We start from the raw sequence: 19,123 nt of genomic DNA, 5'->3' as shown, positions 1-19,123 counted from the left end.
ACCAAGGCCCCGGCCAAGAAGGCCGCGACCAAGGCCCCGGCCAAGAAGGCCGCGACCAAGGCTCCGGCCAAGAAGGCGGCGAGCAAGGCTCCGGCCAAGAAGGCCGCGGCCAAGAAGACGACCGCGCGCCGCGGTCGCAAGTAAGCGGAGTCAAGTTCTAGACACGAGTACCCTTCGGGCGGCAGCGGTGCCCCCGAAGGGTATTCGTGCGCTTAGCGGCGGCCGCCGCCATCACGCTGCGGCGGTCGCAAGCGCGGCGAAGCCGGGTGCGGCGGGCCGCCGCCATCACGCTGCGGCGGTCGCGGGACCGTCACGCTAGGCCCGGACGTTGGCGGCCAGCGCGCCACCGATGTGGTCGGCGGCCACCAACTTCCCGCCAGACAGTGACAGCACCCAGGTGCTGCCCTTGTGGTTGCGCGATTTGTCGGGCCGCACGCCGTCGCGCTCACACCACCACGCGATCAGGTCCGGAATCACCTTGCCCTGAGTGCAGACAACCGCCGTGCCGTGCTGCTCGGCGATATCGAGCATTCGGTGGCGGCCGCGTTTCGCATTCTTGGCGTAGGCCTCTTCGGTGAGGGTGGGCTCGTTGTGTACGGGCACGCCCAACTCCTCGGCAAGCGGTTCCACGGTCTGGTGGCAGCGCACGCGGTCGGCCGCATACACCTGCGACGCCCCGAAGGCGAGCAGCTGCGGAACCAGCGCCTCGGCCTGCGCGCGTCCGCGTTTGTCCAGCGGCCGCTTGGCGTCATCGCCGGAGAAGCGCGATTTGCGCCCGGCCGTGCCATGCCGGACGACCAATAAGGTATGGGTGTCCGCGGGCTTTTTGTTGAAGTGGCGCAACACTTTTCGATCCTGCGCATAGTCGAGCTTCTGCATCGCCTCGGCGATGGGCAGCCACACCAACCCGTCCACCTCGTGGCCGGGCACGAACTCGCCGCCGGTGGCGCGCGCGGCCCAGTAGAAGACCTTTTTGACGCCCGCCTCGATCGGATAGCTGACCAGGTTCAGCCGCCGGCCGAGGATCGCGTGCTGGCCCGTCTCCTCCTGCACCTCGCGCACGGCGGCCACCGGGGCCGTCTCGCCGGGGTCCACCTTGCCCTTGGGCAGTGACCAGTCGTCGTACCGCGGCCGGTGGATGACGGCGATCTCGATGTCGTGGTCGGCGGCGTCGGCATCGCCGGGTCGCCACAGCACCGCGCCGGCGGCATAGACCACTCGGCTTCCCGAGCGCCGATCGGTGGACGAGTTATGGGTCGGCACCTCAACTCCTGCAGATCAATTCACCTCAGGGCCGCACGCAACGAGGTGCGGCCCGAAAGAACAACTCCGAAATCACCGCACAGAGCTAGGGACTGCGATGGCGCTCCATCAACGATACTTGGTGGTCGCGCACGGTATGGCCTTCTTGTGGCGCCGGGGTCCACTGCCCGTCGGGTCCCAGTTCCCAGCACCGGGTGGACGGATCCAGTGCGGATTCGAACAATTCGTCCAACTGCCCGGTGAGCTTGGGATCCTTCACCTGCACCAGCACCTCCACGCGCCGATCGAGATTGCGGTGCATCATGTCGGCGCTGCCGATCCAGAATTCGTTGATGTTGCGGAAATGGATGATCCGCGAATGCTCCAGGAAGCGGCCGAGAATGGAGCGCACGACGATGTTTTCGGAGAAGCCCTCGGCGCCCGGGCGCAACGCGCAGATGCCGCGCACCACGACCTCGACCCGCACTCCGGCCTGCGATGCCCGGTAGAGCGCATCGATCACCTGCTCGTCCACCAACGCGTTCATCTTCAGACGAATTCGCCCGTCACCTCGTTCGCGGTGCGCGGCGATCTCGCGTTCGACGCGTTCGATGATGCCGGTGCGAATTCCGTGCGGCGCCACCAGCAGGTTGCGGTAGGCGACCTTACGCGAATAGCCGGTAAGCGAATTGAACAAATCGGTGAGGTCCGCACCGATATCCGGGCTCGCCGTCAGCAGGCCGACATCCTCATAGAGGCGGGCGGTCTTGCTGTTGTAGTTGCCGGTTCCGATATGGCAGTACCGCCGGATCGCCGATCCTTCGCGGCGCACCACCAGGCACGTCTTGCAGTGTGTCTTGAGCCCGACGAGGCCGTAGACCACGTGCACGCCCGCCTGCTCGAGTGCGCGCGCCCAACGGATGTTGGCCTGTTCGTCGAAGCGCGCCTTGATTTCGACGAGCGCCACGGCCTGCTTTCCGGCCTCGGCCGCTTCGATCAGCGCCCGCACGATCGGTGAGTCCCCGGAGGTGCGGTACAGCGTTTGTTTGATCGCCAGCACATTGGGGTCCGCGGCGGCCTGCTGAATGAAGCGCTGCACGCTGGTGGAGAAGGAGTCGTAGGGGTGGTGCACCAGGACGTCGCCCTCGCGCAGCGTCGCGAAGATGCTCTTGGGGGATTCGCGATCGGCGAAGGCGGGGTGGGTGTCCGGGACGAACGCGGGGTCCTTGAGCGCCGGCCGGTCCAGTCCGTAGATCTGCCACAGCGACGAAAGATCCAGCAGCCCGGGCACTTCGATGACGTCACCGGGGTGCACGTCGAGTTCGCGCAACAACAGCTCCAGCATGCCCTCGGTCATGTCGTCGGCGATCTCGAGTCGCACCGGCGGCCCGAACCGCCGGCGCGCCAATTCCCGTTCCAGCGCCTGCAGCAGATCCTCGTCGCGGTCCTCCTCGACTTCCATGTCGGCGTTGCGGGTGATGCGGAAGGCGTGATGCTCCACGATTTCCATGCCCGGGAACAGAAGAGGAAGGAAGGCCGCGATGAGTTCTTCGGTCGGCAGGTACCGGACGATGGCCCGTCCGGAGCCGTCGGCATTGTCGATGGCGGCCAATTCGACGAAGCGATCGACGTTGTTGGGCACCTTTACTCGGGCGAAGTGCTGGCCGCCGTCCTCGGGCTGACGCACCATCACCGCCAGGTTCAGGCTCAGCCCGCTGACGAACGGGAACGGGTGCGCCGGGTCGACGGCCAGCGGCGTCAGGACGGGGAAGACCTGTTCGGTGAAATAGGTCGACAATTCGTCGCGCTCGGCCTGATCGAGGTCGGCCCACGTGACGATGTGGATGCCTTCCTCGGCAAGCGCCGGGCGCACCGAATCCAGGAACACTCGCGCGTGCCGGGTCGCGATCCGCTGAGTCTGTTCTCCGATGAGGGCGAGTTGCTTGCGCGGCGTCAGACCGTCGGCCGAGCGGACCGACAAGCCCATCTCGTCACGGCGTTTGAGGCCGGCGACGCGCACCATATAGAACTCGTCGAGGTTGGAGGCGAAGATCGCCAGGAACTTGGCGCGTTCCAGCAACGGCAACGAGTTGTCGGCGGCCAGCGCCAGCACGCGGGCGTTGAAATCCAGCCAGCTCAGTTCCCGGTTGAGGTAACGGTCGTCCGGCAGATCGGTCAGCGCGGCCTGGGTCGCAGCCGGTGGTGCTGCCACGGCCGAGTCGCCCGAATGCCACAAGTTCTCGTCGGGTCGCGCCTCAGCTTCGATTTCAGTCACCCTGCGATCATTGCTCATCACGCGTGGGTGCTGCTAGCGCTCCCGGGACATCCATTCGCCGTTGGGACGACGTTCACCCGTCGGACAGATATACGCGCAGCGATCGGAATCAGTGCGTCGCGATGGCGCGGGCGGTCGCTGCCCCCACCCCGAGGCGACGGGCGGCGGCGAGGTCGCTGGGGGTGTCGACGTCACACCGCAGGCCCGGCCAGGCGCCGGTCAGCTCGATCGCACCCGAACTGCGGTGCCGCGCCGAGGAATCGGCGCCGAATCGCGGGTCGAGCGGGCTTCCGAACGCGAACAGCGCCGCCGTGCCGGTGGCCAGCCGGTCGGCGACGAAGCTGCGCCGGTGCTGGCGCGCGGCGGCGATCGCCTCGTTCAGCTCCTGAGTCTGCAACGCGGGTAAATCACCTTGCAGCGCAACCACATTGGCGAAGGAGCCGCCCACCGCGCGTTCGGCGGTGGCGATCGCGTTGTTCAGCGGATCGGGGTGACCCTCGGGTGTGGGATCAACCAGCACGTCCGCGCCCAGCTCGGCGGCGGCGGCGGCCGCCGCGTCGTCGGGCGTGATCACGGTGATCGAGCCCAGCGCTCGGACGCGCCCGGCGGCGGTCAGGGTGTCCGCCAGCATGGCGAGCACCACGCTTTCCCGGGTGCGCGCCGAGAAGACCGGGGCCAACCGGGTCTTGGCCGCGGCCAACCTCTTGACGGCGATGATCAGGGCGACGTCGCCCGCGCCGTTGGCCGAACCGTCGGCTCGTATGCCGCTCATGAGATGCCATCCTGCCAGCGACGCCCCGCCGCCGGGACATGCTGGCAGGCGTGACGCCCGGTCCGTCGCTGATCTAGGGTGTAGCGGCTGCAAGTGCCGCGTGAGCTACACCGACCACGGACAGGGGGGTACATGACCAGCACATCGTCGGGTGCCGTGGCGGTCATGGGTGCCGGGGCGTGGGGCACGGCGCTGGCCAAGGTGCTGGTCGAGGCGGGGGGGCCGGAAGCGGCGGTCACGCTGTGGGCCCGCAGACCCGAGATCGCCGAACAGATCAACACCACCCGCTACAACCCCGACTACCTGCCCGGCACGTTGCTGCCGCCGGGCATCCGCGCCACCGCCGACCCCGCCGAGGCCCTGCGCGACGCGTCCACGGTGCTGCTCGGCGTGCCGGCGCAGACCATGCGCAGCAACCTCGAGCCCTGGGCGCCGCTGATTCGCCAGGGCGCGACGCTGGTGAGCCTGGCCAAGGGCATCGAACTGGGCACGCTGATGCGGATGAGTCAGGTGATCGTCTCGGTCACCGGCGTCGACCCGGCTCAGGTCGCGGTGATCTCGGGGCCGAACCTGGCCAGCGAGATCGCCGCATCCCAGCCCGCCGCCACCGTGGTCGCGTGCAGCGACTCGGGTCGGGCCGTCGCCCTGCAGCGCATGCTGAACAGCGGATACTTCCGCCCCTACACCAACAGCGATGTGGTCGGCACCGAGGTCGGCGGGGCCTGCAAGAACGTCATCGCGCTCGCGTGCGGGATGGCGGTCGGTGTCGGGCTCGGCGAGAACACCACGGCGGCGATCATCACCCGCGGCCTGGCCGAAATCATGCGGCTGGGGATCGCGCTGGGTGCCAAGGGCGCCACACTGGCCGGGCTGGCCGGGGTGGGCGATCTGGTGGCCACCTGCAGCTCACCGCATTCCCGCAACCGTTCGCTGGGCGAGCGGCTCGGCCGGGGAGCGAACATCCAGGCGGTGCTGGGCGGCACCCCCGACGGCGGCGACGGGCACGTCGTCGAGGGCGTGACGTCCTGCGAGTCCGTCCTGGCACTGGCCGCCAGTTACGACGTCGAGATGCCCCTCACCGACGCCGTGCACCGGGTCTGCCACAAGGGCCTGTCGGTCGACGAGGCGATCGCGCTGCTCCTGGGCCGCAGCACCAAGCCCGAGTGAAAAGGCCAGGCGAAGGGCCGCCACCCGACCGGGACGGGTGCCACCCGGTAGCCTCTTGAGATTGTGAATGCCAGCGAGCGGGTGCGCGTCGCCGTCGTCTTCGGCGGGCGCAGCAACGAGCACGCCATCTCGTGCGTCTCGGCGGGCAGCATTCTGCGCAACCTGGATCCGGATCGGTTCGACGTGGTCGCGATCGGCATCACCCCGGAGGGGTCGTGGGTGCTCACCGACGGTGATCCGGCCGCGCTGGCGATCACCGACCGGAAACTGCCCGAGGTGACCGCCGCATCAGGCACCGAACTGGCGCTACCCGCCGATCCCCGGCGCAGCGGCCAGTTGGTGTCCCTGGCGCCCGGCGCCACCGAGGTCTTAGCGTCGGTCGACGTGGTCTTTCCGGTGCTGCACGGCCCCTACGGCGAGGACGGCACGATCCAGGGCCTGCTGGAGCTCGCCGGTGTGCCCTACGTGGGGGCCGGTGTGCTGGCCAGCGCGGCCGGCATGGACAAGGAATTCACCAAGAAGCTGTTCGCCGCCGAGGGATTGCCGGTCGGTGACTACGCGGTGCTGCGCCCGTCGCGTTCCAGGCTGCGCCCCGAGGAGTGCGAGCGGCTGGGCCTGCCGGTCTTCGTCAAACCCGCGCGGGGCGGCTCCTCGATCGGGGTGAGCCGGGTGTCGAGCTGGGATCAGCTGGACGCCGCCGTCGCGGCCGCGCGCCAACATGATCCCAAGGTCATCGTCGAGGCGGCGATCGTCGGCCGGGAGTTGGAGTGCGGCGTACTCGAAATGCCCGGCGGCACAGTCGAAGCCAGCACGCTGGGCGAGATCCGGGTGGCCGGGGTGCGTGGCCGCGAGGATTCGTTCTACGACTTCTCGACCAAATACCTCGACGACGCGGCCGAACTGGATGTGCCCGCCAAGGTGGACGACGAAATCGCCGACGTGATACGGCAATTGGCGGTCCGGGCGTTCAAGGCCATCGATTGTCAGGGGCTGGCCCGGGTGGACTTCTTCCTCACCGAGGACGGGCCGGTGCTCAACGAGATCAACACGATGCCGGGATTCACCACGATCTCGATGTACCCGAGGATGTGGGCGGCCAGCGGCGTGGATTATCCGACGCTGCTGGCGACGATGGTCGAGACGGCATTGGCCCGCGGCGTCGGCCTGCGCTGACTGGCACTAACCGGGCTGGCCGGGGTCGATGGGCGTCGCGGGCATGCTGCGGTCGATCACCTCGGAAATCTGCTGGATCGGTGTCGGGCCCGACCCGGTCGGCAGCGTGAGCGCCACGTAGGCCCCGCGGTCCACCGCGTACCAGGTCGATCTGCCCGCGTCGCCGGCGGACTGCTGTTCGGAACTCACCTGGAACCACTGCACCCGGTCGACGACCTGGATGGGGGCGCCGAGCACGAACTCGGCCGGGCGGTCCAGCCCGCAGCGCAGCACCACCGGGTCGCTGTCCGGGCCGGCGCGCCAGGCGGCGGCGCCCTCGGGCGCCGGCTGCTCGAGGGGCGCGCGCTGGTAATCGCCGAGCCGCTGCGGCAGCGCACCCAGCAACGCGCGGCAGCCGGACCCGTCGGCCTGCGGCGCCGGTACCGCGGCCACCGCGACCGCGCGCGGGGGCGCCTGGCGGGTCGCCGCGATGGCCAGGATCACGCCGATCGTCGCGACGGCCAGCACGATGGCGGCGATGATCAGCGCACGCGGTGGTCCGCCATCGGCTTCCGGTTCGGTTGCCACCGCCGCGCACCTCCCATTTCTGCTCACCACTACCGCCTTCGTTGACCCTTACGCCAATTTATTCTCGGGGCGGTCCGCGCGGCGCCGGGAGCCCTATCGTGGGTGGCGTGCCAGACGAATCGGGCGAGTCCCCGTCGCTGCAACAGCTCGGTGAGTTCGCCGTGATCGATCGCCTGGTGCGGGGCCGCCGGCAGCCCCCCGCGGTCGTGCTCGGGCCCGGAGACGATGCGGCGCTGGTGGCGGCCGGTGATGGGCGCGCCCTGGTGTCGACCGACATGCTGGTGCAGGACCGGCACTTCCGGCTGGACTGGTCGACGCCGCACGACATCGGCCGCAAGGCGATCGCCCAGAACGCCGCGGACATCGAGGCCATGGGCGGGCGGCCGACGGCCTTCGTGGTCGCCTTCGGCGCGCCCGGTGATACGCCGGCGGCGCAGGTGGACGCGCTGGTCGACGGGATGTGGGACGAGGCGCAGCGGGTCGGCGCCGGCATCGCCGGCGGTGACCTGGTGCACTGCCCACAGTGGGTCATCTCGGTGACGGTGCTGGGCGAGTCGGACGGGCGCGCGCCGGTGCGGCGATCCGGCGCGCAGCCCGGTGCGCTGATCGCCGTCGCCGGGGACCTGGGCCGCTCGGCGGCCGGACTTTCCCTGTGGCGCAAGGAGATTACGGAGTTCGGCGAGCTGCGGCGCCGGCATCTGGTGCCGGAGCCGCCCTACGGCCAGGGAGCGGTGGCGGCGGCCGCGGGTGCGCAGGCGATGATCGACATCTCCGACGGCCTGATCGCCGATGTGCGCCATGTCGCCGAGGCGTCGGGGGTGGGCATGGATCTGTCGACGGCGGCGCTGGCCGCGGACCGCGATGCGCTGGACGCGGCCGCCGCCGCCGTGGGCGCCGATCCGTGGCACTGGGTGCTCGGCGGCGGCGAGGACCACGCCCTGGTCGCGTGTTTCGCCGGCCCCGCGCCGGCCGGTTGGCGGATCATCGGGCGGGTTCTCGACGGGCCGGCGCGGGTGCTGGTCGATGATCGAGAGTGGAACGGCTACGCCGGCTGGCAGTCGTATTAGGGTGACGCGGTGACCGTTTACGCGATCGCGAAGAGCCGATGATGACCGCGCGTCCGCTGGGGGAACTGGTCGAGCCGGGGTGGGCGAGTGCGCTGGCGCCGGTGGCCGACCAGGTGGCCGGGATGGGGCAGTTCCTGCGGGCCGAGATCGCGGCCGGGCGCAGGTACCTGCCGGCCGGACCGAATGTGTTGCGCGCCTTCACCTATCCCTTCGACGACGTCAGGGTGCTGATCGTCGGGCAGGACCCGTACCCGACGCCCGGACACGCTGTGGGGCTGAGCTTTTCGGTGGCGCCCGACGTGCGGCCGTTGCCACGCAGTCTGGCCAACATCTTTCAGGAGTACACCGCGGACCTGGGCCATCCGCAGCCCTCCTGCGGCGACCTGACGCCCTGGGCGCAGCGCGGCGTGCTACTGCTGAACCGGGTGCTCACGGTGCGGCCCAGCAATCCGGCGTCGCACCGCGGCAAGGGCTGGGAGGCGGTGACCGAATGCGCCATCCGGGCGCTGACCGAGCGGTCGCGGCCCCTGGTGGCGATCCTGTGGGGCCGCGACGCGTCGACCCTCAAACCCATTCTCGCCCAGGGCAATTGCGTGGCCATCGAGTCACCGCATCCGTCCCCGCTGTCGGCGTCGCGCGGGTTCTTCGGTTCACGCCCGTTCAGCCGCGCCAACGAATTGCTGACCGGCATGGGCGCCGACGCGATCGACTGGCGCCTGCCATGACCGAGATGACCGCGCTGCGCGCGCACCGGCGGGGCGGCCCGGAGCAGCTGGTGCTCGAACGGGCCCCGCGACCGGTGCCGGCCGCGGGTGAGGTGTTGGTGGCGGTACACGCGGCCGGGATCACCTTCGACGAGCTGACGTGGGAGGAGACCTGGACCCGCGACGGCGCCAGCCGCCTCCCGGTGATCCCCTCACACGAGGTGTCCGGCGTGGTCGAAGCGGTCGCCGCCGACGTGTCGGATTTCGCGCCGGGCGCCGAGGTGTACGGGTTGATCGGGTTCGACCGTGACGGCGCGGCGGCCGATTTCGTCGCCGTGCCCGCCGCCGACCTGGCGACCAAGCCGTCGACCGTCTCGCACACCGTCGCCGCCGCGCTGCCGCTGGCCGGGCTGACCGCCCTGCAGGCGCTGGTCGACCACGCCGCCGTGCAACCCGGCGAGAGCGTGCTGGTGCACGGCGGTGCCGGGGGAGTGGGCCTGCTGACGGTTCAGCTGGCCGCTCTGCTGGGCGCGCGGGTGACCGCGACCGTGCGCAGCGACACCGCCAACCTGCTGCGCGGGTGCGGCGCGCAGCGGGTGATCGACGTGCGCACCGAGGCGTTCGACGAACCCGGTGCCGGCTACGACGTCGTCATCGACACGGTGGGCGGGCCGACATTGGAGCGGTCGTTCGGCGTGCTGCGCCGCGGTGGCCGGCTGGTCACCCTGTCCGCACCGCCTCCAGAGGGCCGGGCCGAGCAATTCGGTGTCACCGCAACCTTTTTCATCGTCACACCGAACCGGGGCCAGCTCGACGAACTCGCCGCGCTGGTCGACGGCGACCGGTTGCACGTCGCGATCGCCCAGACATTCGCGCTCGACCAGGGCCGTGAGGCGTTCGAAAGCCGCGACCACGGCAGGGGCCGCGCCGGTAAGACGGTCCTCATCGTGCGGGACTGAGTGGCGCCATCAGTCCGCGAAATTCACGTCCTTCGTGACGGCCTTCCACTCTTCGATCGACGCCGAGAGCGCGGCGAGCTTGTCGCGCATGGCCTTCAGCACGTCACGGCCCAGCAGCAGCCGCAGCGGCGGTTCGTCGAGCGTGGTCACCATCAGCACCGCTTCGGCGACCTTGCGCGGGTCACCGGGTAGGTGATCGGCGAACTGCTTGATCAGGTCCTTGCGCGCCGCCACGTCGGCGTAGTCGGCGATCGGGCTGCCCGATTCCTTCATCGACCGCGTCGCCCAGTCGGTGCGAAACGCGCCGGGCTCGATCGCGGTCACCTTGATGCCCAGCGGGCGCACCTCGGCGGCCAGCGCCTCGGTCAGAGCCTCGAGCGCGAACTTGGTCGAGGAGTAGTAGGCGTTGGGCGGGTTGGCCACCAGGCCGGTCATCGAGGAGATGTTGATGATGTGTCCCGACCCGCGGGCGCGCATGGCGGGCAGCACCGCCTTGATCATGTCGACGGCCCCGAAGTAGTTGACGTCGAACAGCTTTCGGACCTCGGCGTCCTCACCCTCTTCCACCGAGGACAGGTAGCCGTGGCCGGCGTTGTTGACCAGGACGTCGACCCCGCCAAATGCCTCGTCTGCCGCGGACACCGCCGCCGCGATCTGGGCGGCATCGGTCACGTCGAGGGCGACGGCCACGGCCCGGTCCCCGAATTCGTCGGCGATGTCGGCCACCGCCTCGGCCCGCCGCGCGGTCACCACGACGCTGTGGCCGGCTTGCAGCGCGGCGCGCGCGATTTCGCGCCCGAAGCCCGTGGAGCATCCCGTGATCAGCCAGCGTGACACGTCAGATCGTCCCTTCCGGCAGGCGGCGCAGGTAGGCGTTGCGCCGGTGTGCGAGGTCGGTCGCGCGCTGCTGTTCGCTCACCCGCGGCAGGTGCGGCACCTCGGCGTCGAGCCGGTCCAGCTTGACCACCCGGCCGCGCGCCCCGAGGTCTTCGCGCGGGCCGGACTCACCGAACTCCGCCATCCGCAACGTCAAGATGGCCTCCCGCAGGCCGTCGGAGTCGATCCAGTTCGCCACGCCGGGGTCGACGGGCGAGATCACGTAGGTGTAGCTGCCGTCCTCGTTGGCCACCGACTGCGCCTTGTTGAGGCTGCCGTTTCGGTCGACGAGATTCAGTGTCGTGCCCCAGATGTTGCTCAGCGGCACCGTGAAGTATTCGGCGCCACCGTCATTCAGGTCGACGACGAAGGCCTCGTCGGGGGCGAGGTCGAACCGGCCCATCACATAGACCTGATTGCGCATCGCGCCGACCTTGTCGGCCGACCAGGCGAGATTGAAATGGTTGGCGGGCATCTTGTACACGCCGTGGCTGAGCTTGCCGGTGAAGTTGGCGAAGTAATCCATCATCGCCGCGGTGGCCTCGGCCTGTTCGTCGAGCGTGCGCGCCGGGGCGGCCGGCGGACCGCCAAGGCGTTGCACCTCAACATGATTCGGGTCGTCGAGGTCCCAGTCCAGCAGCACGTCGCGGATGTAGAACTCGTGGGCCTCCGGCGAGGTCTGCACGTGGTTGGGCCGGCCGTTGGCCGGCTCGGAGTCGACGGTGATGGTGTAGCTGCCGTCGGAGTCGACCTGCATGGTGCGGCCGTTGAGGACGGCGACGGTCCCCATGCGCGCATCCCACAGCGTGAAGTAGTTCTCGGTCATCCGGTGCTCGCCGACCCGGCCGTGGATCTCGTAGCGCTCGTCGCCGGAGATCGGGATCACCCGGTACACGCTGTCGGGATTGTCGATGCCCCACCGGGATCCGGGAATGCGACGGCCGTCCACCGGGTGCGCGAGCCGGGTGATGCAACTGACCTTCGGTCGCAGCTTGTCCTGATTGGACGACCACACCGCCGCCGAGAACATCACCTCGGCGAACGCGTCGTCGAACCGTTCGCGCATCGCCTCCGACGCCTTGGCGCGACCGAGCCAAGTCTCGGCGACCGCGCCGTAGGCGGCCTTGAGGGTAGGGTGCTCGATCAGGTCGAGGGCCGCCAGCTCCTGCTCGTGCTGGGACGCCGTCGCGACCGGGTGTTCAGGCATGCGCAGTTCCTCCGATTTGCCGTCCGAAACGCTTGTTGTACAACGTGAATCGCTCATCGACCTGCTCGGGACGCAGGCCGTAGGGCTCCAGTCCGTAAGGCGGCCGCGGCACCTCACGGGGGCGGTGGGCCAGCCAGCGCCGCATCGCGTCCTCGGCCTGCGCGGTCAGCGGCAGGCCGACGGCGTCGTAGACGCGGGCCACCTGGCCGATCGGGTCGGCCACCGCCTCGTCGAACCCGATGTCGGTGACCACGGCATCCTGATCGGTCCAGCCGTCGCGGATCGCCATCGCCCGGTCATTGGTCCAGCCCATCCGCTCCAGCCATTGCGCACCGACCCGGTGCACGTCGACGGCATCGGCGTGCATCGCGTGCAGGGTCGCGTTCAGGCTGGCCCCCGACGCGATGGTGGTGCGCGGGTCGCGATGCATGTGCACGAGGTGCAGGTCGGGGAACTGGGCACGCAACAGATGCAAATACCCAAGGTGCGCAGGGGATTTGAGCACCCAGCGCCGGCCGTGGGCGCCCCGCTGCCGTTTCTGCCACTGCAGGAACTGCAGCATCCGGTGCAGATAGCCGTAAGCGGGGGAGAAGTCCTGGTCGTCGAGCCAGGACCGGTACCGCGGCAGGTGCGCCCCCGACTCGGGAACGTGCGACAAGAACGCGTCGGCCAAAAAGACGATCTCCTCCTCGGCCTCCCTGGCATACATCGGGTGAATCGAGAACAATTCGGGCGCCAGTTCGCGGGATTTCGCTTCGCGCGCTTCGCTGATCGCGATGCGCGGATCGGGCGCGTCGGTGAACCGATGGTCCAGGCGCGGCGCGACCTCGACGACCTCCCAGCCGTAGGCGCAGACGAAGCGCGGGTCGGCGGCCAGCAGCCGCTGCAGCAGCGTGGTGCCGCTGCGCATCATCCCGACGACCACGATCGGCGCGGCCACCCGCTCGTCGAGGATCTCCGGGTGCCGGCGGATCCACTCCTGCGCGCGCAGCCGCATCCGCAGGCTGTGCACGATGCCGGACCGCAGGATGTGCACGCCCTGGGCATTGAGGCCGTTGAGGTCGGTGCGGGCATAGTCGGCCAGCAACATCCGCAGCGCGCCGTCGAATTCGCCTGGGCCCCAATCGCTTAGCTCTTCCTTGCGTTGCGCATCGGCCAGCACGGCGGCCGGGTCGAACGGGCCGTCGGACGCGCTCGCGGATGCCACGGGTCAGAACTTCAGATGCCGGCTGACGTCGCCGACCTGGTCGACGAACATGGTGCGGCTGTCGAAGCGCCAGGCTCCGTCCACGCGGTGGAACGTGTCCTTGTAATGCCCGGTCACGATGACCTGCAGCGGCAGCTCATCGGTGGCCTGCGTGACGCAGTAATAGGACGTGCTCTGCGCGGTCCCGGCCGCCTCGTCGATGTAGAGCTGCACATTGGTCGTGTTGTGTTTGGTCTTCGGGGTGCCGTCCTCGTAGATCCGGGTGGCCATGTCATACATCTCCCGCACCCGGGCGGAACCGGCGAACACCGTCTCGGGCGGGCCGTCCTGGATCCCGCAGATGCGGCCGTGCTCGAATAACCGGGCCACGCCGTCCAGGTCGCCGCCGTCGAGAAGCTGCGCATAGGTGTAGATGAGGTTGGTGATCTCGGTGGCGCTGTCACTCATTGTCGAACCGCCTCGGGAGTCTTCCGCTCTGTTCCGCAACAATGTTGGCAGAACCGGTCCAACTTACATAGAACCGACCATTACTCTGATCGCCGTGACCCTACCGTGGACGCCGAGCCGGCTCGGCAACCTGACCGGCAAACGCGTGATCGTGACCGGGGCAACCAACGGCGTCGGGCTCGGCACGGCGCGTGCGCTCGCCAAAGCCGGGGCGCACGTGATCCTGGCGGTGCGCAACACCGAACTCGGGAAGCAACGCGCCACCGAAATGGGTGGGTCGACCGCTGTGGTCAAGCTCGACCTCGCCGACCTGTCGTCGGTGCGTGCCTTCGCGGATCTGATCGACGGGCCGGTCGACATCCTGATCAACAACGCCGGTGCCCTGACCGACCGGCGCACCGAGACGGTCGACGGCTTCGAGATGACACTGGGCACCAACCTGCTCGGACCGTTCGCGCTCACCAATCTGCTGCTGGGAAGGGTGCGTTCGCAGATCATCAACGTCGGCTCCGACGCACACCGGTCGGCGACGCTGCACCTGGACGACCTGCATCTGCGCCGGCACAAGTGGACGAGGCTGGGCGCCTACGCGCAGTCGAAGCTCGCGGTCATGCTGTGGGGGCTGGAGCTCGACCGCAGGCTGCGCGCGGCCGGATCGCCGATCGTCACGCAGCTCACCCACCCGGGGTGGGTGGCCTCCAACCTGTCGAACCTCGGTGACTCACGGCTGATGTCGCTGGCCCACAAAGGGGTCAAGGTGGTGGCCGACCGGCTGGCCAACGACATCGACGAGGGCGCGGCGCCGACGCTGTACTGCATCAGCGAGCCGATCCCGCCGGGCAGTTACGTCGGGGTCAGCGGCAGGTTCGGGCTGCGCGGCGGCCCGGTGCTGATCGGCCGCACGCCGCTGGCCTGCGATTACGACACGGCCGCGCGGCTGGTGACCTTCGCCGAACGCGAGACCGGCACACAACTGGAGGTGTAGTCATGGGCGACTTCGACAACACGGTGGCCGTCATCACCGGCGCCGCGCGCGGCCAGGGCCGCAGCCACGCCGTGGCGCTGGCCGAGCAGGGCGCCGACATCATCGCCGTCGACATCTGCGCCGACCTCGAGGCGATCCCCTACGCCCTGGGGACCGAATCCGAGCTCGCCGAGACCGTACAGCTGGTCCAGGCGGCCGGTCGCAAGGCGGCGTCCGTCGCCGCGGACGTCCGCGACCTCCAGGCGCTGCAGGCCGGGGTGCAGGCCGGCGTCGACGAGCTCGGCGACATCGACATCGTCGTCGCCAACGCCGGGGTGGTGGCCATCGGCGTCACCGACCCCGAGTCCGAACCGGTGTTCAACACGATCGTGGACACCAACCTCAAGGGTGTGTGGCACACGCTGCTGGCGACGGTGCCCTCGATCGTGCGCAAGGGCCGGGGCGGCTCGGTGGTGCTGGTCAGCTCGTCACAGGGCCTGACCGGCCGCGGTGGCGACGGCAGCGCGGCGATGTTCGCCTACGCCGCGTCCAAACACGGTGTGGTGGGGTTGATGCGCTCGGCGGCGAATGCCTATGCGCCGCACAAGATTCGGGTCAATTCGATCCACCCGAGCGGGGTTGCGACGCCGATGATCCTCAACGATTTCGTGGTGAACCGGATGCTGGAGAACCCCAACCCGGCCCTGTCGCAGACGCTGCTACCCGACGTGCCGCTGGTCGAGGCGCAGGACGTCACCGAAGCGGTGCTCTGGCTTGCCGGGCCGCGATCGCGCTACATCACCGGCGCGGCGATCCCGGTGGACGCCGGCCACGTCGTCATGTGAACAACGGCTGCCGTCAGCCCCGGACGACCTTGCCGGCCTTGATGCAGGAGGTGCAGACGTTCAGGCGCTGCTTGTTGCCGCCCGGGCGGGTGACGACGTGCACGGTCTGAACGTTGGGGTCCCACCGGCGGCTGGTGCGGCGGTGGGAGTGTGACACCGACTTACCGAAGCCGGGGCCTTTCCCGCAGATGTCGCACACAGCGGCCATTGTTCAAGCTCCTCAAATCTCGGGGGTCCGGCAATTCGGCCGGGACAGCCCAGGTTGCACCGGGCACACCTGAGGATACCGACTCCTCCGGCAACCACCAAAACGGTCGTCAGGGGCCGACCCTGCGGTTACGCGCGGTCGCGCCGGTTTGCTGTGCGCTGCAACCCTCTCGCATGGTCGACATGCAGTCGATCACAGTAGGGGCTTTGACCGGGGTAGATGGCGTGCCCGGTCGCTAGGATGACAGCGCCGCCGATGGTCGGCGCGGTCGCTGCCTGTGTCAGGCGCGGACGGCGCGTCGATTTGGCTGAAGTCTTCTTCCCGGCGGTGCCGGCCCGCGCGGAGCTGCGGATGCGGCTGGGAAGCAAATATCGGCAGGTTTGAGGGGAGTGCGCGGGGTGGTTGCGCGCGCCGAAAACGCCGCCGGTCCAGCCCGCGTCGAAAGCCGGCGGGGCTCTCCGGTGGGCGTACGACGGTTGGTCTCGAGGTTGCGCCGGGTGGCGACGGCCTATCTGGTGGTGGCGGCGCTGGGCAGCGTCGCCATCGGAAGCACCTCGGTTAACTGCCCGACCGCCGTGGGCGGCCAGTACGGCGCCGGGCAGGGCGGGGCGGGCCCCAGGGCAGCGGCCGGTGCGACGTGGTGGTGGCAGCCCGATGCGCCTCGTCCTGCGGTGCAAGAGGCGGCGGCCGTGCGCGAGGGCGGCATCCAGCTGCGGCAGGTCGCTTTCGACGGCCGGGAAGTGTGGCCCGACGGACCCGAGGCGATCCGCGGCTATCTCGAGGAGGCGCTGACCCGGATCGGGGTCACCGACGCGGCGGCCCGTGGTCACTGGATCGAGGGCATGATGACCATCGCCGATCACGAGTCGCAGTTTCATTCGGGTGCGATCAACCTGTCGGACAGCAACGCCTATGGGCCTTCCCAGCTCGACGGCGGCCCGCTGCACGCCACGCGGGGCCCGTGGCAGGTGATGCCGGATACCTTCGCGGCCTTTCACCAGCCCGGGACGTCGAACTCGGCGTGGGATCCGGTGGCCACCGCGTGCGCGTCGATGAACTATCAGATGAACCGCTACGGCGTCAGCCGCGACGGCAGCAATGAGCGCATGTTGGTGGGCCAGGCCAATCCCGGTATCCGGCAGGGCTATTAAACCCGCCTGCGATACCTTCTTGGCCGGAAAATGTGGCGTCGAGGACTACCTCGACCGAATACGTCCGCTACTGTTCGATCTTCCTCAACGGCGCAGAGCAACTGAGCGCAGCGGCTCCGGCGCCCGGCTACGCTGGCGCCCACCGGGGGACTGGTGCGGAGGAGGTGGGTCACACTGGGCACTGCGGATACGTCGCAGGATCGTCTCCTGGACGCGACCACCCTGCGCGACTGGGCGCACACCGCCGTCAGCGACCTGATCACGCACATCGACGAAATCAACCGGCTCAACGTCTTCCCCGTCGCCGACTCCGACACCGGCGCCAACATGCTGTTCACCATGCGTTCCGCCCTGGCAGAGGCCAACGCGGGCGCCGAGGCCGGATCGGGCTGCGTGGCGCGGGCCGCGGCGGCGCTGTCGGCCGGCGCGCTGAACGGCGCCCGCGGCAATTCCGGCGTGATCCTGTCGCAGATCCTGCGGGGCCTCGCCGACGTCACCGCGACCGCGGCCGCCGATGCCGGGGGCGAGCTGTCGCACATCGACGTCGCGATCCTCGGTGCGGCGCTGCAGCGCGGCGTGGAGCTGGTCATCAGCTCGATGGGCGGTGAGGAGATCCCCGGGACCATCGTCTCGGTCCTGCGGGCGGCCGCCCACGCCGTCGCGCAGTGCGCCCGGGCCGGGGACGGTCTGGTGCCGGCGGTCATCGCGGCCGGCGACGCGGCGGTGGTCGCCCTGGAGAAGACGCCCGAACAACTCGACGTGCTCGCCGACGCCGGCGCCGTGGACGCCGGCGGGCGCGGACTGCTGGTCCTGCTGGACGCGCTGCGCTGCACCATCACCGGGCAGGCTCCCGCCCGCACGGTGTACGAGCTGTCGCCGCGGGAACTGCAACCGGAGGCGTCCGCGCAGCGCCCGGCGCCCCACTTCGAGGTGATGTACCGGCTGGACGACTGCGAGCCCGCGGCGGCGGACAGGCTGCGGGATCGGTTGGGGGAGTTGGGCGATTCGGTGGGCATCGCGTCGGCGCCGTCGTCGGCGCAGCGCACGTACTCGGTCCACGTGCACACCGACGACGCCGGCGCCGCCGTGGAAGCGGGCCTGGCGGCCGGGCGGCTGAGCCGCATCGTCATCTCGGCGCTGAGCTCGGGCGCCCCGGGCCTGCCCGCCGGCGGCTGGACGCGGGAGCGCGCCGTGCTGGCGGTGGTCGACGGAGACGGCGCCGCCGAGCTGTTCGCCGGAGAGGGCGCCAGCGTGCTGCAACGCGAACCGACCGGGCACGATCCCGTCACCAACATCAGCGCGCACCAACTGATGCGGGCCATCGTGGACACCGGCGCCGCACAGGTGATGGTGCTGCCCAATGGCTACGTGGCGGCCGAGGAGTTGGTGGCCGGTTGCACCGCGGCGATCGGCTGGGGCATCGATGTGGTGCCGATCCCGACCGGCTCGATGGTGCAGGGGCTGGCCGCGCTGGCCGTGCACGAAACCGACCGGCAGGCGGTGGACGACGGCTACACCATGGCCCGCGCCGCCGGTGCGGCGCGGCACGGCTCGGTGCGCATCGCGACCGAAAGCGCGCTGACCTGGGCGGGGCGCTGCCGGCCCGGCGACGGCCTGGGCATCGCGGGCGACGAGGTGCTGATAGTGGCCGCCGATGCGGTCGGGGCGGCGATAGGCCTGCTCGACCTGCTGCTGGCCTCGGGCGGCGACCTGGTGACGGTGCTGCTGGGCGCCGGCATCGACGGCTCCGATGCCAATGCCGGCGCGCTCGGCGACATTCTGGAAGAACACATGCACGACCACCACCCCGGGACCGAACTGGTCACTTACCGCACCGGCCACCACGGTGACGCGCTGCTGATCGGGGTCGAGTAGCGATGGTGTCGCTGGGCGACCGGCTGGACTTCGTGGTGGGAGCCAAGGCCGCCGAATCGCTCGACGAGGTCTTCGGCATCCGCACCGTCGACGCCCTGCTGCGCCACTATCCGCGCAGCTATACGGAGGGCGCCTCGCGGTGGGGCTCCGACGACGAGCGGCCCGAAACGGGCGAGCACATCACCATCATCGACACGATCGCCGAAACCGAGACGTTTCCGATGAAGAAGAACCCGAAGAAGCTGTGCCACCGCATCACCCTCGGCTCGGGCCGCAGCAAGGTGACCGCGACGTTCTTCAACGCGAACTACTTGAAGAAGGACCTGACCAAGGGCACCAAGGTGATGCTCTCCGGGGAGGTCGGGTTCTTCCGGAACGTCATGCAACTGACGCACCCGGCGTTCCTCATCGTCGACT

General features: G+C 69.6%; 19 protein-coding genes and 1 pseudogene. 11 read left to right on the top strand and 9 right to left on the bottom strand.

The window, feature by feature from the left end:
- On the top strand, nucleotides 1-144 hold a 144-nt coding region (locus A9W96_RS06680), incomplete at its 5' end, for a hypothetical protein (protein WP_197499422.1).
- A gap of 171 nt (nucleotides 145-315) precedes the next feature.
- Here the strand turns inward: A9W96_RS06680 and A9W96_RS06675 are convergent.
- The 3 genes from A9W96_RS06675 to cofC all read right to left on the bottom strand — a co-directional run bounded on the left by A9W96_RS06675 (nucleotide 316) and on the right by cofC (nucleotide 4,289).
- Nucleotides 316-1,263 carry an NUDIX hydrolase gene (locus A9W96_RS06675; protein ID WP_066862020.1) on the bottom strand — a complete coding sequence of 316 codons (948 nt, stop codon included), beginning with the start codon at nucleotides 1,261-1,263 and terminating at the stop codon, nucleotides 316-318.
- A gap of 85 nt (nucleotides 1,264-1,348) precedes the next feature.
- Nucleotides 1,349-3,538, bottom strand: coding sequence for an RNA degradosome polyphosphate kinase (locus A9W96_RS06670; RefSeq protein WP_066881745.1), 2,190 nt, complete (start codon nucleotides 3,536-3,538; stop codon nucleotides 1,349-1,351).
- 88 nt (nucleotides 3,539-3,626) lie between these two features.
- Complete coding sequence (gene cofC / locus A9W96_RS06665; RefSeq protein ID WP_066862014.1) at nucleotides 3,627-4,289, bottom strand: 2-phospho-L-lactate guanylyltransferase; 663 nt, start codon at nucleotides 4,287-4,289, stop codon at nucleotides 3,627-3,629.
- 132 nt (nucleotides 4,290-4,421) lie between these two features.
- On the opposite strand from cofC, the gene A9W96_RS06660 reads away from it, so the two are divergent.
- Together A9W96_RS06660 and A9W96_RS06655 are read left to right on the top strand one after the other, a co-directional pair.
- Nucleotides 4,422-5,456, top strand: coding sequence for an NAD(P)H-dependent glycerol-3-phosphate dehydrogenase (locus tag A9W96_RS06660; RefSeq protein ID WP_066881743.1), 1,035 nt, complete (start codon nucleotides 4,422-4,424; stop codon nucleotides 5,454-5,456).
- Between the two features lie 63 nt (nucleotides 5,457-5,519).
- Nucleotides 5,520-6,629, top strand: a complete 1,110-nt coding sequence (locus tag A9W96_RS06655) for a D-alanine--D-alanine ligase family protein (RefSeq protein WP_067138543.1) — start codon at nucleotides 5,520-5,522, stop codon at nucleotides 6,627-6,629.
- 6 nt (nucleotides 6,630-6,635) lie between these two features.
- Here A9W96_RS06655 and A9W96_RS06650 read toward each other — a convergent pair whose 3' ends face one another.
- A complete protein-coding gene (locus tag A9W96_RS06650) occupies nucleotides 6,636-7,196 on the bottom strand; it encodes a DUF3515 domain-containing protein (RefSeq protein ID WP_066862009.1) in 561 nt (186 codons plus the stop codon).
- A gap of 98 nt (nucleotides 7,197-7,294) precedes the next feature.
- Between A9W96_RS06650 and A9W96_RS06645 the strand changes: the two genes are divergently transcribed.
- From A9W96_RS06645 to A9W96_RS06635, 3 genes are read left to right on the top strand one after another with little or no spacing between them, the layout of a single operon-like run.
- Entirely contained in the window at nucleotides 7,295-8,263 is a 969-nt protein-coding gene (locus A9W96_RS06645) for a thiamine-phosphate kinase (RefSeq protein WP_067138541.1), read from the top strand.
- A gap of 41 nt (nucleotides 8,264-8,304) precedes the next feature.
- Nucleotides 8,305-8,988, top strand: coding sequence for a uracil-DNA glycosylase (locus A9W96_RS06640; protein WP_066862262.1), 684 nt, complete (start codon nucleotides 8,305-8,307; stop codon nucleotides 8,986-8,988).
- Between the two features lie 5 nt (nucleotides 8,989-8,993).
- Nucleotides 8,994-9,926 (top strand): NADP-dependent oxidoreductase, encoded by a 933-nt coding sequence (locus A9W96_RS06635; RefSeq protein WP_066862265.1) that lies wholly within the window; start codon nucleotides 8,994-8,996, stop codon nucleotides 9,924-9,926.
- 9 nt (nucleotides 9,927-9,935) lie between these two features.
- Here A9W96_RS06635 and A9W96_RS06630 read toward each other — a convergent pair whose 3' ends face one another.
- Genes A9W96_RS06630 through A9W96_RS06615 form a run of 4 tightly spaced genes read right to left on the bottom strand, consistent with a single transcriptional unit; the run spans nucleotide 9,936 to nucleotide 13,663 of the window.
- Entirely contained in the window at nucleotides 9,936-10,763 is an 828-nt protein-coding gene (locus tag A9W96_RS06630) for an oxidoreductase (RefSeq protein WP_066862005.1), read from the bottom strand.
- A gap of 1 nt (nucleotide 10,764) precedes the next feature.
- The gene (locus tag A9W96_RS06625) at nucleotides 10,765-12,009 is read right to left on the bottom strand and encodes a DUF1214 domain-containing protein (RefSeq protein ID WP_067138539.1); all 1,245 of its coding nucleotides are present in this window, start codon (nucleotides 12,007-12,009) and stop codon (nucleotides 10,765-10,767) included.
- Complete coding sequence (locus A9W96_RS06620) at nucleotides 12,002-13,216, bottom strand: sulfotransferase (RefSeq protein ID WP_066862001.1); 1,215 nt, start codon at nucleotides 13,214-13,216, stop codon at nucleotides 12,002-12,004. The genes A9W96_RS06625 and A9W96_RS06620 overlap by 8 nt, the downstream gene beginning before the upstream one ends.
- 3 nt (nucleotides 13,217-13,219) lie before the next feature.
- On the bottom strand, nucleotides 13,220-13,663 hold the full coding sequence (locus A9W96_RS06615) for a nuclear transport factor 2 family protein (RefSeq protein WP_066861998.1): 444 nt from the start codon (nucleotides 13,661-13,663) through the stop codon (nucleotides 13,220-13,222).
- 94 nt (nucleotides 13,664-13,757) lie between these two features.
- Between A9W96_RS06615 and A9W96_RS06610 the strand changes: the two genes are divergently transcribed.
- Both A9W96_RS06610 and A9W96_RS06605 read left to right on the top strand, forming a co-directional pair.
- On the top strand, nucleotides 13,758-14,648 hold the full coding sequence (locus tag A9W96_RS06610) for an SDR family NAD(P)-dependent oxidoreductase (RefSeq protein ID WP_066861996.1): 891 nt from the start codon (nucleotides 13,758-13,760) through the stop codon (nucleotides 14,646-14,648).
- Between the two features lie 2 nt (nucleotides 14,649-14,650).
- Nucleotides 14,651-15,472, top strand: coding sequence for a mycofactocin-coupled SDR family oxidoreductase (locus A9W96_RS06605; RefSeq protein WP_067138537.1), 822 nt, complete (start codon nucleotides 14,651-14,653; stop codon nucleotides 15,470-15,472).
- A gap of 13 nt (nucleotides 15,473-15,485) precedes the next feature.
- Here A9W96_RS06605 and rpmB read toward each other — a convergent pair whose 3' ends face one another.
- On the bottom strand, nucleotides 15,486-15,680 hold the full coding sequence (gene rpmB / locus A9W96_RS06600) for a 50S ribosomal protein L28 (protein WP_046185726.1): 195 nt from the start codon (nucleotides 15,678-15,680) through the stop codon (nucleotides 15,486-15,488).
- A gap of 497 nt (nucleotides 15,681-16,177) precedes the next feature.
- Between rpmB and A9W96_RS06595 the strand changes: the two genes are divergently transcribed.
- The 3 genes and pseudogenes from A9W96_RS06595 to A9W96_RS06585 form a co-directional block, all read left to right on the top strand.
- Nucleotides 16,178-16,831, top strand: a complete 654-nt coding sequence (locus A9W96_RS06595) for a transglycosylase (protein ID WP_369829219.1) — start codon at nucleotides 16,178-16,180, stop codon at nucleotides 16,829-16,831.
- Nucleotides 16,832-17,005: 174 nt separating this feature from the next.
- Entirely contained in the window at nucleotides 17,006-18,706 is a 1,701-nt protein-coding gene (locus A9W96_RS06590) for a DAK2 domain-containing protein (protein ID WP_066877501.1), read from the top strand.
- 2 nt (nucleotides 18,707-18,708) lie between these two features.
- A pseudogene (locus A9W96_RS06585) lies at nucleotides 18,709-19,123 on the top strand (ATP-dependent DNA helicase RecG); the annotation flags it as partial.

The sequence above is a fragment of the Mycobacterium sp. 1245852.3 genome, assembly GCF_001669335.1.
In the GTDB taxonomy this organism is placed as follows: Bacteria; Actinomycetota; Actinomycetes; order Mycobacteriales; family Mycobacteriaceae; genus Mycobacterium; species Mycobacterium europaeum_A.
The sequence above is the reverse complement of the archived record's forward strand: the minus strand, read 5'-3'. Positions and strand labels throughout refer to the sequence as shown.